Source organism: Micromonospora sp. RHAY321, from assembly GCF_023896955.1.
Taxonomy (GTDB): domain Bacteria; phylum Actinomycetota; class Actinomycetes; order Mycobacteriales; family Micromonosporaceae; genus Micromonospora.
Genome location: NZ_JAMHIW010000007.1, coordinates 1 through 13,259, shown reverse-complemented (window position 1 = coordinate 13,259; position 13,259 = coordinate 1). Strand labels below are relative to the sequence as shown.

General features: G+C 72.5%; 18 protein-coding genes. 9 read left to right on the top strand and 9 right to left on the bottom strand.

Annotated elements, in window-relative coordinates; genetic code table 11:
* Window positions 1-165 precede the first annotated feature (165 nt).
* From M8C17_RS17215 to M8C17_RS17185, 7 genes are all read right to left on the bottom strand, one after another.
* On the bottom strand, window positions 166-591 hold the full coding sequence (locus M8C17_RS17215) for a hypothetical protein (RefSeq protein WP_252417505.1): 426 nt from the start codon (window positions 589-591) through the stop codon (window positions 166-168).
* Window positions 592-614: 23 nt separating this feature from the next.
* Entirely contained in the window at window positions 615-875 is a 261-nt protein-coding gene (locus M8C17_RS17210; protein ID WP_252417504.1) for a hypothetical protein, read from the bottom strand.
* Window positions 872-1,234 carry a DUF2089 domain-containing protein gene (locus tag M8C17_RS17205; protein ID WP_252417503.1) on the bottom strand — a complete coding sequence of 121 codons (363 nt, stop codon included), beginning with the start codon at window positions 1,232-1,234 and terminating at the stop codon, window positions 872-874. The genes M8C17_RS17210 and M8C17_RS17205 overlap by 4 nt, the downstream gene beginning before the upstream one ends.
* A 197-nt stretch (window positions 1,235-1,431) precedes the next feature.
* Window positions 1,432-2,991 (bottom strand): acetolactate synthase large subunit, encoded by a 1,560-nt coding sequence (locus tag M8C17_RS17200; RefSeq protein WP_252417502.1) that lies wholly within the window; start codon window positions 2,989-2,991, stop codon window positions 1,432-1,434.
* 85 nt (window positions 2,992-3,076) lie between these two features.
* Window positions 3,077-4,324: a hypothetical protein gene (locus tag M8C17_RS17195; protein ID WP_252417501.1), complete on the bottom strand. Its 1,248-nt coding sequence runs from the start codon at window positions 4,322-4,324 to the stop codon at window positions 3,077-3,079.
* A 44-nt stretch (window positions 4,325-4,368) separates the two neighbouring features.
* Window positions 4,369-4,884 (bottom strand): NUDIX hydrolase, encoded by a 516-nt coding sequence (locus M8C17_RS17190; protein ID WP_252417500.1) that lies wholly within the window; start codon window positions 4,882-4,884, stop codon window positions 4,369-4,371.
* Window positions 4,877-5,308: an OsmC family protein gene (locus M8C17_RS17185; RefSeq protein ID WP_252417499.1), complete on the bottom strand. Its 432-nt coding sequence runs from the start codon at window positions 5,306-5,308 to the stop codon at window positions 4,877-4,879. The genes M8C17_RS17190 and M8C17_RS17185 overlap by 8 nt, the downstream gene beginning before the upstream one ends.
* A gap of 96 nt (window positions 5,309-5,404) precedes the next feature.
* Between M8C17_RS17185 and M8C17_RS17180 the strand changes: the two genes are divergently transcribed.
* Window positions 5,405-5,896 (top strand): type II toxin-antitoxin system PemK/MazF family toxin, encoded by a 492-nt coding sequence (locus M8C17_RS17180; protein WP_252417498.1) that lies wholly within the window; start codon window positions 5,405-5,407, stop codon window positions 5,894-5,896.
* A 36-nt stretch (window positions 5,897-5,932) separates the two neighbouring features.
* On the opposite strand, the gene M8C17_RS17175 is transcribed toward M8C17_RS17180, so the two are convergent.
* Complete coding sequence (locus M8C17_RS17175) at window positions 5,933-6,583, bottom strand: NAD(P)H-dependent oxidoreductase (protein ID WP_252417497.1); 651 nt, start codon at window positions 6,581-6,583, stop codon at window positions 5,933-5,935.
* A 166-nt stretch (window positions 6,584-6,749) separates the two neighbouring features.
* On the opposite strand from M8C17_RS17175, the gene M8C17_RS17170 reads away from it, so the two are divergent.
* The 3 genes from M8C17_RS17170 to M8C17_RS17160 all read left to right on the top strand — a co-directional run bounded on the left by M8C17_RS17170 (window position 6,750) and on the right by M8C17_RS17160 (window position 8,617).
* The gene (locus M8C17_RS17170) at window positions 6,750-7,085 is read left to right on the top strand and encodes a helix-turn-helix transcriptional regulator (RefSeq protein ID WP_252417496.1); all 336 of its coding nucleotides are present in this window, start codon (window positions 6,750-6,752) and stop codon (window positions 7,083-7,085) included.
* Window positions 7,078-7,542, top strand: a complete 465-nt coding sequence (locus tag M8C17_RS17165; protein WP_252417495.1) for an SRPBCC family protein — start codon at window positions 7,078-7,080, stop codon at window positions 7,540-7,542. The genes M8C17_RS17170 and M8C17_RS17165 overlap by 8 nt, the downstream gene beginning before the upstream one ends.
* Before the next feature lie 61 nt (window positions 7,543-7,603).
* Window positions 7,604-8,617: a phosphotransferase enzyme family protein gene (locus M8C17_RS17160; RefSeq protein WP_252417494.1), complete on the top strand. Its 1,014-nt coding sequence runs from the start codon at window positions 7,604-7,606 to the stop codon at window positions 8,615-8,617.
* Window positions 8,618-8,650: 33 nt separating this feature from the next.
* Here M8C17_RS17160 and M8C17_RS17155 read toward each other — a convergent pair whose 3' ends face one another.
* Window positions 8,651-9,301 carry a GGDEF domain-containing protein gene (locus tag M8C17_RS17155; RefSeq protein WP_252417493.1) on the bottom strand — a complete coding sequence of 217 codons (651 nt, stop codon included), beginning with the start codon at window positions 9,299-9,301 and terminating at the stop codon, window positions 8,651-8,653.
* A 270-nt stretch (window positions 9,302-9,571) separates the two neighbouring features.
* Here M8C17_RS17155 and M8C17_RS17150 point away from each other — a divergent pair, with 270 nt between their 5' ends.
* From M8C17_RS17150 to M8C17_RS17130, 5 genes are all read left to right on the top strand, one after another.
* The gene (locus M8C17_RS17150) at window positions 9,572-9,811 is read left to right on the top strand and encodes a DUF397 domain-containing protein (protein ID WP_089021327.1); all 240 of its coding nucleotides are present in this window, start codon (window positions 9,572-9,574) and stop codon (window positions 9,809-9,811) included.
* Window positions 9,812-9,956: 145 nt separating this feature from the next.
* Window positions 9,957-10,838, top strand: coding sequence for a helix-turn-helix transcriptional regulator (locus M8C17_RS17145; protein WP_256482893.1), 882 nt, complete (start codon window positions 9,957-9,959; stop codon window positions 10,836-10,838).
* A 208-nt stretch (window positions 10,839-11,046) separates the two neighbouring features.
* On the top strand, window positions 11,047-12,111 hold the full coding sequence (locus M8C17_RS17140) for a LacI family DNA-binding transcriptional regulator (RefSeq protein ID WP_252417491.1): 1,065 nt from the start codon (window positions 11,047-11,049) through the stop codon (window positions 12,109-12,111).
* A gap of 2 nt (window positions 12,112-12,113) precedes the next feature.
* Complete coding sequence (locus tag M8C17_RS17135) at window positions 12,114-12,317, top strand: hypothetical protein (RefSeq protein WP_252417490.1); 204 nt, start codon at window positions 12,114-12,116, stop codon at window positions 12,315-12,317.
* 109 nt (window positions 12,318-12,426) lie between these two features.
* A partial coding sequence (locus tag M8C17_RS17130; protein WP_252417489.1) for a serine/threonine-protein kinase occupies window positions 12,427-13,259 on the top strand: 833 nt, incomplete at its 3' end.

Below are 13,259 nucleotides of genomic sequence, written 5' to 3'. Positions count from 1 at the left end.
GGGCGGCACCTTCCACCGCGACGCGACGCTTGTTCAGGTGTCGCAGCAGAGCTACGAGCAGAACGGTGCCGACGTGCGGTTGCGCAGCGGCTCAGGCGGCAGCGGACAGTAGACGGCCGCCCGCCGGACCGGGTGGCCCGGCGGGCGGCCGGCGCCGTGGCGGTGTCACTCGCAGAACACCTGCACCTTGGTGTCGGGGTCGTCGACGTCGACGGTGACGTCGTCGAGCTGCTCGATGAGTTCCTCGATGTGCTGCGGCTTGAGCTGGGTCAGGTCGATGGGGACACCTGACTTGTTCAGCTTGGCGTTGACCTCGGTGAGCGCCTGGGGAGGGATGAGGCTCGTGAGCCGGACTCCGGCGCGCAGCAGCTGTAGCGGGACCCGGACGTTGACCCGGCTCGGCCCGTTGAAGTCGTCCTCCGAGTGCACCACGACGCGCAGGTACTTCGGTCGGGTTTTCGCGCGGGGCGCGGCTCCCGGGGGCGACTCGGGCTGTTCCCGTTCGACGGCGTTGATCAGCCGTTCGGCCTCGTCCGCGGTGATCTTGCCCTCGCCCAGCATCTCCAGGATCTGGCGGCGTTGCTCGTTCACTGGTCGCCCCTCTTCCTTCTCACTCATCTGACGCTGACCAGCACGGCCGTTCGGCCCTGCTCGATCTCGAACCGGCTGCCGGGCAGCGCCCACAGCACTTGCGCGGTGCCGCGCAGCGCGCCCACCGGGCTGACCCGGAAGACCAGGCAGGCGACCAGTCCGGCCAGCCCGGCCACCAGCAGCAGCGGAGACAGCAGCAACGCGACCGGCACGACCGGGACGTACAGCCGCAACCAGCGGCCGTCGCGACGGCGTTGGTGGTACGTCACCAGCTGCGGGATCATCGGGACCGCTCCAGCTCGGTCAGAGCCTCCTGGACGTTGATCTCCCCGCGCCGCAGGCGGTCGACGACGTCGGCGCCGGTGGGCGCCGGGTCGGTGTCGACGAAGTCGAGGTGCTGGGCGATCCGGTTCAGCCGGGACTTGATCGTCGGATAGCTCACCCCGAAGATCCGCTCCATCTCCTTGATCGAGCCGTGCGACCGGACGAACGCGGCAACGAACACCTGGTCGTCGACGCTGAGCTGGGCCAGCTGCGGCGGCTCGAACTGGCCCTCGACCGCGATGCCGCTGCCGGAGAGACGGACCCGCTCGACCACGAACGGCTGCCCCTGCGTCAGGTCGGTCAGTTCCTGCCAGTCCACCCTCGGCTCCCTCGCTTCGACAACGCCCGTGCCGCTCATTTGTACCTTGATATTTTCAAGGACACAATGCCGAAAGGTCAGCTTTTTTTATCCGACCATCAAGTATCTGGATTCTCGACCCCAGACGCGCGGTGGCGTCGGAGCACCAGGAGCGGACGACGGACGCTGCACAGATGGGAACGGGTGGAGACCGACGATCAGGCGGCGGGTGGGACCACGGCCTGGATGAGATGCGGACCCGGTTCGGAGAGGGCGTTGGAGAACTGCTCCGCGAGTTCCTCGGCGGTGGTGGCGCGGGTGGCGGGCACCCCGAAGGACTCCGCCAGTCGCACGAAGTCGATCGCGGGGTCGGCCAGGTCGAACAGGGGATTGCTGTCCGGGTCGCCGGCACCCGGTCGGCGGCTGTAGTACTTCCATTCCTGACGCAGGATGGCGTACGAGCGGTTGTCGAGGATCACCGTGGTGACGTTCAACTTCTCCCGTGCCTGAGTCCAGAGCGCCGCGACCGTGTACATGGCGCAGCCGTCGGAGATCAGAGCCACCACGGGGCGGTCGGGTGCGGCGACGGCGGCGCCGACGGCCAATGGCATGCCGTCGCCCATGGCGCCACCGGTCTGCATGAGCACGTCGTGCCGGGGCGCACCGGAGGTGGCGTCCGCGAGCGCGACGCCCGAGCTGACGCTCTCGTCGATGACGATCGCCCGCTCGGGTAGCAACGCCGCGACGACGTCGCACCAGCTCTGCAGGGTGAGGGGACCGGTGGGCAGTGCCGGGCGCCGCGGCTCGACGACGTCGGCCGCCACGTCGGGGGCCACCAGGTCGGCGAGTTGCGTGAGCGCGGCGACGGCATCCTGGCCCACCTCGGCGAGCACGTGCGTCGCGGCGTCCTCCGGAACGAGACAGCTGGGCTTGTCGGAGTAGGCGAAGAAGGAGACCGGTGCCTTCGCACCCGCGGTGATCACGTGGCGTACCCCGGCGAGCTGTTCGAGCGCCTGGTCCGGGTAGAAGCCGAGCCGGGGGAACGTGGGCAGACCCGCCCCGTGTTCGACCCGGTTGGAGTAGAGCTCCTGCAGGACGCGGACGCCGGTGGCGGCGGCGATGCGGCTGGCCGCGCAGAGCCCGGCCTCGCGCAGTGCCGGACCTCCGATCACCAGGGCGACGGGATCGCCGCTGCGGATCACCTCCGCGACCTGTGTGAGCACGTCCTGAGCCACCGGGGGCGCCGGCTTGGAGGTCATCGGCTCGGCCACCACACCGCCGTCGGACCACGAGACATCCGCCGGCACGATCACGGTCGCGATCTGTCCGGGTGACTCCACGGCACCGGCCAGGGCCGCGGCGGCGTCCGTCCCCGCGCCGGCGGCGTTCTCCGGGCGGCGGACGGGGCCGCGCAGCCAGCCGCCCAGGGCCGCGATGTCGGAGGCCAGCGCCGGGTCGAAGGCGTTGTGGTAGGTCGGGTGGTCACCGACGAGGTTCACCACCGGTGAGTTGGCGCGTCGGCTGTTGTGCAGGTTCGTCAGGCCGTACGCGAGCCCCGGACCGAGGTGCAGCAGTGTCGCCGCCGGTTTGCCGGCGATGCGGGCGTAGCCGTCGGCCGCGCCGGTCACCACACCCTCGAAGAGGGCCAGCACCCCGCGTAACTGCGGAACCGCATCCAGCGCCCCGACCAGGTGCAGCTCGGTGGTGCCGGGGTTGGTGAAGACGACCTCCACGCCGCCGTCCGCCAACGTCCGCATCAGTGCTTCCGCGCCGTTCACCCCGCACCGCCTCCTATGAGAGCCACGGAGCCAGCGTAAGCGACAAAGTCTCCTAAAACGGCATATCAGTACGTGAAGTGCGTGCTCACCGGTCCACGGCGTCGGCCTCGGGCAACTCGTCCGGTTCGGCGACCCAGGCGGAGAAGACCGGCACCCCGTGCCACGGCCCGGTCCCGCCGTCGGAGCGCTTGTCGGTGGCGACCGCCACCACCGCGTACGGGTGGCCGAAGCGCAGCTCGGCGGTGCGGGCGACGCCCTCCGGCGGCAGGCTGGTCAGCCCGAACATGCCGGTCACCGCCGCCGCCTCGAAGCCGTACCGGCCGTACCGGGCCATCGCCACCTGCCGCGCCTCGAAGTCCCGCACCGGCAGCGCCAGCGTCCTCGCCAGCGTCGCCGACGCGGCCGGGAAGCCCAGTGCCGGAGCCGTCAGGTCGTGCTCGCTGCGGGCCGACCAACAGGGGAGGACCGCGCGGTGCCGCTCCTCGCGACCGTCGCGGGCACTGGTCCGTACCCGCTCCTCGTGCAGCGTCCACAGGGGAGTGTCGCCGAGCGGCAGATCGAACAGTGAGCGGCGACCGGCAGGTTCACCGCCGTCGGCGGCGTCGGCGCTCATCCGGTACGCGGCCGCCAGCACATCAGCGGGCGGCACCTGCGGCGCGGCGGCCACCGAGACGACCATCAGCCCCGCACCGTTGGCCGCCTGGGCCGGCGCGGCGTGCACGATCACGTCACCGGCCCGCTCGGTCGTCGCGATGGCGCTCCGGTGGCCGTGGCCCGGGCTGCGCAGCACCCGGCGCAGCCGGCTCGCCCAGGCGCTGCCCGTTCCGAGTGCGCCGGCGTCGGCCACCTCGAACGGGTCGGCCCACGAGATCCTCGTCGCCAGCGCGCTGGCCAGGGCCAGCACCACGTCCGGCCCGACCCGCAGTGGGAACCTCTCGATCAGGCCATGGGTGTGCTCGCGCGCCCAGGCGTCCAGTCCGGCCTGGTCGGGTAGCGGGCCGACGTCGGTCGTCGCGGGGAGGGCGTCCCGCCAGCCGGTCGACCCGTTGGCGCGCTGATCCGGCCGGTGCCACAGTGCGGTCGCGGACGCGACCAGCGGGTGGGGCGCGTCCAGCAGCGCGCGGGCGACCTCGGCCGCGCTGGTCAGGTCGGTGCCGAGAGCCTCCGCCAGCCCGTCGGCCGCCGGGCGGTCCGCGCCGCCGGTCGCGGTCGTGGCGGTGACCGCGAGCAGCAGCCAGGCACCGAGAGGGGAGGCGACGTGGTGCCGGTCGCCGATCGTGGCGTGCAGCCGCGCGGCGTACCCGGAGAGCGGCCCGTGCAGGTCGGTCGTCATGCCCCCACTCTGCCCGCCCCCGTCCGGTACGGCATCCTCGCGGCTCACGACCACAGTTCGAACGGTTCGTCGATCTCCTCACCGGCCAGGAACGGTGTGATCAGCCGGGGGAGCTGACCAGGGTAGAACCGTTCCCGGCTGTCCACCACCTCCGGCAGCGGCCACCAGCGGAAGCCGAAGTAGTCGTCCACCTCGTAGTCGAGCCGCTGCGCCTCGTCCACGTCCGGCCCGGGGCCGGCCAGCCGCACCGCGACGACCACCTCGTCCTGGACGTGGCGCAGCTGACGGTGCAGGAAACTCGCCCGTCGTCGCCAGGTCGGTGCGCCCACCTGGTCCGGGCTCACCGCGATGCCGGTCTCCTCGCGCAGTTCGCGCACCGCCGTGTCGCGGTAGGTCTCCCCGGGATCCATGCCCCCGCCGGGCAGCTCCCACCAGGTGCCCAGGCGGGGGTGGTCCGGGTCTCGGGTGTGGAACAGCAGCACCCGGTCGGCGGAGTCGCGGACCACGACCCGCACCGCGCTCCGCTCAAGGATCGGCAGGTCACGCGGCAGCTCAACCATCGGTACGCCCAGTGCCCGCGACCTCGGTGCGACCCAGCCGTACGGAGGTGCCACCGCGCAGCGAGTTGGGTATCTCGGCGATCGCGTCCACCCGCTCGATCAGTGCCCGGAGCAGCTCTGGCGGGGCGTCGCCCTCGACCCGTACGTCGTAGCGGACCTCCGTGGACACGGCCGGCTCGCCGGTGAAGTCGCCCCGCACCGTCACCTCGACGCGGTGCAGGTCGAGGCCGGCAGCCCGCGCCTCCCGGAACAGGTCGTTGGAGACGCAGCCGGCGACCGCGAGGTAGAGCAGCTGGCCGCCGTTGAAACCGAGCCCGCCGCCGCCGGCGTCCGCCGGCCGGTCCACCACCAGGGTGTACGCCCCGGCGGACCCGAGCGCCGTAACCGCCCCGGGCAGGCTCCTCGTCCGTACCTCAATGGTCACTGCGGCGCACCTCCGTGTCGTCCCGCTGCCGGGCACCAGTCTGCCGCAGCGCCGTCCGCTCCGGCGCCCGGCGCGGCGCCCGGTAGGCTGCCCGCCGTGGCTGGTCTGTTGAGGAATGTGGCGGCGCGCATCTCCCGGGTGGGCGCGGTGATCCCGTCGCCCCGGCGCACCGGGCCGGCCCCGGCTCAGGTGGCCCGCCGACGCCAGGTGAGCGCGTTGCAGCGACGGGAGCTGACCTACGCCCCGGAGCGGGACGGGCAGGCCGACCCCGGCGAGATCGTGTGGACGTGGGTGCCGTACGAGGACGACCCGCGGCAGGGCAAGGACCGCCCGGTGCTGGTCGTCGGCCGGCACAGCAGGACGCTGTTCGGGCTGATGCTGTCGAGCCAGAGCGAGCGGCACGGCCAGCGCCACTGGTTCGCGCTCGGGCCCGGCGACTGGGACCGGGACAACCGGCCGAGCTGGGTTCGACTCGACCGGGTGCTCACCATGCGCGAGGACAGCATCCGCCGCGAGGGCGCCGTGCTGGACCGGGCCCGGTTCGACCGGGTCGGGCAGGCCCTGCGCGCCGGCTACGGCTGGCGCTGACCGTACCCACGTCGGAGCCGGTGGTGGGACGGCCCGTCAGGCCGGCTCGCGGCTGGGACCCACCCCGGCGCCCCGCGCGTCCGGCGGCGGGTACGGCTGCTCGGCGAGCAGCCGGGCCAGGTGGGCGCTGTTGAGCGCCAACGCCTTCGTGGTGCGGCCGGTCGTGTCGGGCTTGGGGCCGGCGTCGCGGTAGTCCGTCTTGTGCAGCGCCTCGCCGACCCAGTAGGTGGCGCCGGCGGCCGGGCAGGTGAACCCGACCTCGTTGAGTGCCTGCTGCACCTGGCCGATGCTGTGGTGGGCGCCGTCCTCGTTGCCGACGACGGCGACGCCGCCCACCTTGCCGTAGGTGAGCAGACGGCCCTGGTCGTCGGTCTCGGAGAGTTCGGCGTCGAGGCGTTCGAGAACCATCTTGCAGACGCTGGACGGCTGACCGAGCCAGATCGGCGTGGCGATGATGAGGATCTGGGCTGGCAGCAGCTTGGCCCGGATGCCCGGCCATCCGTCGCCGCCGCCCTCGTCGGTCGACACCCCGAACCGCACGTTGTGGTCGACCACGCGGATGATCTCGCCGTCCACGCCCTGCTCGGAAAGCTCGGCGAGCACCTCCCGCGCGAGCTTGTCGGAGCTGGACGGTGCCGGTGACGGCTTGAGGGTGCAGTTGAGCACCAGGGCGCGGATCTTCGCCACGTCGGTTCCTCTCGGCCGCCGGTTCGGGACGTTCGCCACGTCGTACCCCGCGCCGACCCCGATGACACGGCGGTCGGTTGTCTTCTCCGGAAGAGTGTTGACGCAGCCTCCTTGAGCTGTATATTCAACCCATCGGTTTATAAGCCAGTTGGTAGAGAGCGACACCATGACAACAGATCCGGTCAGCACCGTGTTCGCTGCCCTGGCCGACCCGACGCGTCGGGCCATCCTGGCCCGGCTGGCGGCCGGCGAGGCGACGGTCAACGAGTTGGCGGAGCCGTTCCCGATCAGCGTGCAGGCGATCTCCAAGCACCTCAACGTGCTGGAGCGCGCCGGGTTGATCGTGCGGACCCGCGAGGCGCAGTGGCGTCGCTGCCGGCTCGACCCAGCGCCGTTGCGCACGCTCGCCGACTGGGTCGAGCAGTACCGCCGGCTCTGGGACGACCGCTACGACACGTTGGACGACTACCTACGCGACCTGAAGGAGAACAGCCATGAGTGACCTCGCCATCGACCTCCCGTCCGACCGGGAGATCACCCTCACCCGTTCCTTCGACGCCCCGCGCGAGCTGGTCTTCGCCGCGCACACCCAGGCCGAGCACCTGAAGCGGTGGTGGGCGCGCGGCAACCCGGTGGACGTCGAGATCGACTTCCGGGAGGGCGGCAGCTACCGCTGCGTCGAGCACGCCGACGACGGCAACGACTACGCCTTCCGGGGCGAGTACCGGGAGATCGTCGCGCCGGAGCGGATCGTGCAGACCTTCGAGTTCGAGGGCATGCCCGGCCAGGTGGCGGTGGAGACGCTGGTCTTCACCGAGCACGAAGGCCGCACCACGCTCACCAGCACCACCCGGTTCGACACCACCGCCCAGCGCGACGGCATGGTCGAGTCCGGCATGGCGCAGGGCGCCGCCGAGTCGTACGCCGCGCTCGACCGGCACCTCGCCACCCTGCGCTGACCGGCCACCGCCAGGTTAATTCGGTGGGCCGGGCTACCCACCCGGTGGCATGGTGTCGCGCATGATCGAGGACGCGTCCCGGCAGGTTGCCACCTGGGTCCAGGCGGACTTCGGCATCGAGCTGACCACCATGGACGAGGTCACCCACGGCGCCGACCAGCACGCCCGGCTCTGGCGGGCCGGGACCGCCGACGGCAGCCGGTACGCGGTGAAGGTGAGCGGTGGCGGCACGCCCGCTGGCCTGGTCGTGGCGGCGCACCTCGCCGAGCAGAAGGTGCCGGGCATCCCCGCGCCACTGCGTACGCACGACGGGCGGCTGTGCGGTGACCGCGAGGGCCGTCGCCTCTCGGTGGTGCCGTGGGTCTCCCACCGGCGGGCGCTCGACGGCCCGATGACCGGGGCGCACTGGCGCGCGTACGGCGAACTGCTGGCCGCGGTGCACGCGGTGCCGGTGACCGACGAGCTGGCGCGGCGGCTGCCGGCCGGCGGCGCGACGTACCCGACGATCGTGGCCGCGACCCGCGCGATGGCCGAGCGGCTGCGCGACCCGGACCCGGCCGACCCCGCCGGCCCGCTTCTCACCGAACTGGCGGCCGTATGGGCCGCGGCGGCGCAGCGGGTGTCCACACTGGTCGAGGGGGTCGAGCGCCGCTCCGGCGCGCGGCCGGGTCCGGTGGTGGTGTGTCACGGCGACCCACACCTGGGAAATCTGCTGCTCGGCCCCGGCGGGCAGGTCTGGCTGATCGACTGGGACGACGCGGTGCTCGCCCCGCCCGAGTGTGACCTGATGTTCGTCATCGGCGGGGTGCTCGCCTTCGCACCGATCACCGCGGAGCAGCAGGCGGCCGCCCTCGCCGGCTACGGACGGGCGGACGTCGACCGGGCCCGCCTGGCCTGGTTCCTCGCGGTCCGCGCGCTGGACGATCTCACCGACTGGACCCGGCAGGCGTTGGACACCGAAGCCAGCGCGGCCGACCGGATCAGGGCGGCGGAGATCGTACGGGGACTCGTGTCGCCGGTCGGCCTGGTCACCCTCGCCGACGCGGCGCTGCGTGGCCTCGACCCGCGGGGGTGAGCACGGCCCGGGCGGTGGCGGAGCCCGGACCGCTCAGCACTCGGCCAGGCGCACGCTGTCGACGAGCTGCCGGGGCGAGCGGCTGCCGCCGAGGCTCTTCGCCTGGTACATGGCCGCGTCGGCGCGGCTGAGCGCGTCGGTGAGCTGGGCCGGGCCGGCGACCGGGGCGAGCCCGACGGAGGCGGTCACCTGGACGCTGCCGGAGCCCAGGCGGATCGGGGCGGCGACGGTCTCGCTGAGCCGCCGGGTGGCGTGCTCGATCCAGCGCCGGTCGACGGTCGGGCTCGCGAGCAGCCCGGCGAACTCGTCCCCGCCGAGACGCGCGACGAGGTTGTCCCCGGCGAACCCGGCCAGCCGTTCGGCCACGCAGATCAGCACCTGGTCACCGGCGGCGTGCCCGTACCGGTCGTTGATCTGCTTGAAGTCGTCCAGGTCGAGCACGATGGCGATCAACGGCTGCCCGACCGCGTCGGTGAGCAGGGTGGCGGCGAGCCGGTAGAAGGCGCGCCGGTTGGGCAGCCCGGTGAGCGGGTCGTGGCTGGCGGCGTGCCGCTCGGCGGCGAGCTCGGCCTGGAGGTGCCCGATCTCGGCCTCGGCGCGCAGCGCCCGTCGGCGGAGTTGCCAGGAGGAGAGCAGCGCGCCCGCGGCGCAGATGCCAGAGGCGACAGTCATCGGATCCGGCACGAGCCCTCCCATCGCCGCGACCGCCTCCAGCCTTCGGCCAACGCGGCGCGCGTGCCGCGTCAGGCCCGGTTCTTCCTCGTGGTTGCCCCAGACGGGGGTAACTCAACGTGAACGGATGGGCACCGTTCACGTGCGTTATCATGCTCGCCGTCCGGTGCAGATGCAATAGCAGATGCACGTGCAGCACGGTCCAATGTCGATACCGCACCCCTCGCCGTCACCGCTCCTCCCCACGGGCATCGGCGGGCTCGTGAGCAGAAAGACGCCCTCATGCAGCAGCCACCGAATGGCGTTCCGATCCATCAGTTGCCCCCGCTGAGCTGGCAGAAGAGTCGCCGCAGCAACCCCAGCGGGAACTGTGTCGAGCTCGCCGAACTGCCCGGTGGAGCCGGCATCGCGCTCCGCAACTCGCGACATCCGGAGGGGCCGGCGCTGATCTACACGGTGGATGAGATCGCGGCCTTCGTGCTGGGCGCCCGGGACGGCGACTTCGACCACCTGATCAACTGAACGTTGCCGATGGACCATCCCGGCGACGGGACTGATTCACCGCTCCGGAGGAGTACACCTCACTGTCGGTCCATGGCATGCTTACACGTCGGTCGGGCCGGGTGCCCGACCACCGTGGTCGGTATCCGGAGGTCCGCACGTGACGATGGTCCCCGCCGAGGGCGGCCCGACAAGCGGGCCGACCGTTCTGCGCATGCTGCTCGGTGCCCAGCTGCGCAGGCTGCGGGAGTCCAGCGGGGTGACGCGGGAGGGCGCCGGCTGGGAGATCCGGGCTTCCGAATCCAAGATCAGTCGGATGGAGCTGGGTCGGGTCGGGTTCAAGGAACGCGACGTGTCGGACCTGCTCACCCTCTACGGCGTCACCGACGAGCAGGAGCGGGACGCGCTGCTCAAACTGGCCCGGGACGCCAACAGCCCCGGCTGGTGGCACCGCTACGGTGACGTCCTGCCCACCTGGTTCCAGTCCTACCTGGGTCTGGAGGCGGCGGCCGCGTTGATCCGCAGCTACGAGGTGCAGTTCGTGCCCGGCCTCTTGCAGACCCGGGAGTACGCCCGGGCGGTCGTGTTGCTCGGGCACGGCACAGCCGATCCGGCCGAGATCGACCGGCGGGTCGCCCTGCGGATGCAACGCCAGCAACTGCTCCGCCGCGAGCACCCGCCGCAGCTCTGGGCCGTGGTGGACGAGGCCGCGCTGCGCCGCCCGATCGGTGGCCCCGAGGTCATGCGCGGCCAGTTGACCGCCCTCATCGAGGCGACCAAGTCACCCACCATCCGGCTCCAGGTCATCCCGTTCGCCGCCGGTGGCCACGCCGCCGCCGGGGGAGCCTTCACCATCCTGCGCTTCGGCGACCAGGAGCTGCCCGACATCGTCTACATCGAACAGCTCACCAGCGCCATCTACCTCGACAAGCGCGACGACCTGGACTACTACGCCGTCGCCATGGAGCGGCTCTGCGTCGAGGCCGAGCCGCCGGAGCGTACGGCGGACATCCTCGGACGGCTGCTGGAGGACCTCTACCCGGCCTGACCAGCGACCGCGGGCCGAGTTGACCGGCTTCTTCACCCATCTCGACGTGGTCGAGGTGAGCATGTACGGCGCGGTGGCGAGCCTGCCCTGATCCGTCGGCACGACGGTTCGCCGGTCTCCGCGGGATCAACACGTGGTATTGACCGACGCCGACCGGTCCGGCTAGTCTCTGAATCGATACAGACTGGATCGATACAGAGGGGCGCCGGTGAAGCCAACCCTGCAAGCCGTGGCGGACGCCGTCGGCGTCTCCCGCAGCACCGTGTCCAACGCCTACAGCCGCCCCGACCAGCTCTCCTCCGCGCTGCGCGAGCGGATCCTGGACGCCGCCCGGCAGCTCGGCTACCCGGGCCCCAACCCCACGGCCCGCTCGCTGCGCCGTGGCTTCGTCGGCTCGATCGGGGTGCTGTTCACCTCCCAACTGTCGTACGCCTTCACCGACCCGTTCGCGGTCCGCTTCCTCGCCGGCGTCGGCGCGGCGGCCGAGCGGCACGGCACCAGCATGCTGCTGGTGCCGCTGCCACCGGCGCAGACCGACGCCCGGCGGGCCGTGGAGAACGCCGCCGTCGACGGGTTCTGCGTCTACTGCGTCGCCGACGAGGAATGGGCGTTGGACGTGATCCGGCAACGGGGTCTGCCGTTCGTCAGCACCGCCGCCCGAGACGACGCCGGCCCCGACGAACGGTTCGTCGGCATCGACGAGCGGGCCGCCGCGCGTGGCGTCGCCGCGCACGTGGCGGGCCTGGGTCACCGCCGGGTGGCCCTGCTCGCCGACTCCGTGCTGCTCGACGCGCCGGCCGGCCCGCTCACCCTGTCCGGGGTGCACGAGGTTGGGCACCCGACGACGCGGGGTCGGCTCACCGGGTTCGCCGACGCGTTCGCCGAGGTCGGCGTCGAGTGGGCCGAGCTGACCCTGCTCAACGCCCGGAGCAACAGCCGCGAGGCGGCGGCCGCCGCCGTCGCCGGGCTGTTCGACCGGCCCACACCACCGACCGCCGTGCTGGCCGGCTCCGACGTGCTCGCCCTCGGCGTGCTCGACGCGCTGGCCGAGCGGCCGGCCGGCCGGCGCCCGCCGGTCTCGGTGACCGGCTTCGACGACGTTCCCGAGGCCGCCGCCGCCGGCCTCACCACCGTCCGGCAACCGGCCGAGGAGAAGGGCCGGATCGCCGCCGAGCTGCTGCTCGACCCGCCCGTGGACGCCGCAGCCGGTCATGTGCTGCTGCCCACCGCACTCGTCGTCCGGGCCTCCACCGGACCTGTCCCGAGGAGTTGACCATGGAACACTCGACCGGATACTTCGCCGCCCTCGACGCGGTGAACCGACACGTCAATTCGGCCCGCCCGGACGCCCCGGTCCAGGTCGAACGCGTTCGCCCGGCGTTGCTCGCCCCGACCCGACAGGCCACCGCCGTCGCCCTGCGCCGGCTCGCCGACCGGATCCAGCCGCGACCGCTGCCCACCGTGACCCGCTGCTCGTAGCCTGATCCGGCCAGCGCCACCGGTCATTTCGGTACGCACGGGAGGAGTCGGTCGGGATCAGGCACGCTGGGTGGTCGAGCGGGACACAGCCAGGCAGACTGGTGTGGCCATGTCACCGTTCACGCCCACCCTCCGCCTCCACGACCGCTATTTGCTGCACGAGCGGATCGGCCTCGGCGGCATGTCCGAGGTCTGGCGGGCCGACGACGAGGTGCTCGGCCGACCGGTCGCGGTCAAGGTGCTCGCCGGGCAGCTCGCCGCCGACCCGCAGTTGCGGGCCACCATCCAACGGGAGGCCCGCGCGGCCGCCCGGCTGACCCACCCGCACGTGACCCAGGTGTACGACTACGCCGAGGCGACCCTGGCCGGCGGTGTGGTGGTGCCGTACCTGGTCATGGAACTGGTCGACGGGCACAACCTCGCCGACCGGCTCCGGACCGGGCCACTGCCCTGGCCGGAGGCGATCCGGGTGGCCGGGCAGATCGCGGCGGCGCTGGCCGCCGCGCACCGCATCGGCGTGGTGCACCGTGACATCAAGCCGGGCAACATCATGCTCACCGACACCGGCGCCAAGGTGCTCGACTTCGGCATCGCCGCCCTCGGTGGGCCGCACCACCCACTCGGCGGCCAGGCCGGCGAGCCCCTGATGGGCACGCCGGCCTACTTCGCCCCGGAGCGGCTGGCCGCCGGCCCGCCGGACCCGGCCAGCGACGTCTACGCCCTCGGTGCCCTGCTCTACCGCACCCTCACCGGGGAGGCGCCGCTGCCCGTGCAGAGCTGGGAGGACGCGCTGGAGGTGCACCGGCGGGGCACTCCGGTGCCGCCGCTGCGGGTGTCCGGCCTGCCGACCGACATCGCCGAGCTGACCGTCGCCTGCCTGGCCGCCGACCCGGCCCGCCGCCCGACCGCCGCGCAGCTGGCGATCCGGTTCGGTGCCGGCCA

Excerpts from the sequence above, each read along its gene's own strand:
- M8C17_RS17135 (WP_252417490.1), top strand. The coding sequence starts at position 12,114 with ATGGAACACTCGACCGGATACTTCGCCGCCCTCGACGCGGTGAACCGA.
- M8C17_RS17170 (WP_252417496.1), top strand. The coding sequence starts at position 6,750 with ATGACAACAGATCCGGTCAGCACCGTGTTCGCTGCCCTGGCCGACCCG.
- M8C17_RS17195 (WP_252417501.1), bottom strand. The coding sequence starts at position 4,324 with ATGACGACCGACCTGCACGGGCCGCTCTCCGGGTACGCCGCGCGGCTG.
- M8C17_RS17210 (WP_252417504.1), bottom strand. The coding sequence starts at position 875 with ATGATCCCGCAGCTGGTGACGTACCACCAACGCCGTCGCGACGGCCGC.
- M8C17_RS17190 (WP_252417500.1), bottom strand. The coding sequence starts at position 4,884 with ATGGTTGAGCTGCCGCGTGACCTGCCGATCCTTGAGCGGAGCGCGGTG.
- M8C17_RS17160 (WP_252417494.1), top strand. The coding sequence starts at position 7,604 with ATGATCGAGGACGCGTCCCGGCAGGTTGCCACCTGGGTCCAGGCGGAC.
- M8C17_RS17165 (WP_252417495.1), top strand. The coding sequence starts at position 7,078 with ATGAGTGACCTCGCCATCGACCTCCCGTCCGACCGGGAGATCACCCTC.
- M8C17_RS17150 (WP_089021327.1), top strand. The coding sequence starts at position 9,572 with ATGCAGCAGCCACCGAATGGCGTTCCGATCCATCAGTTGCCCCCGCTG.
- M8C17_RS17145 (WP_256482893.1), top strand. The coding sequence starts at position 9,957 with ATGGTCCCCGCCGAGGGCGGCCCGACAAGCGGGCCGACCGTTCTGCGC.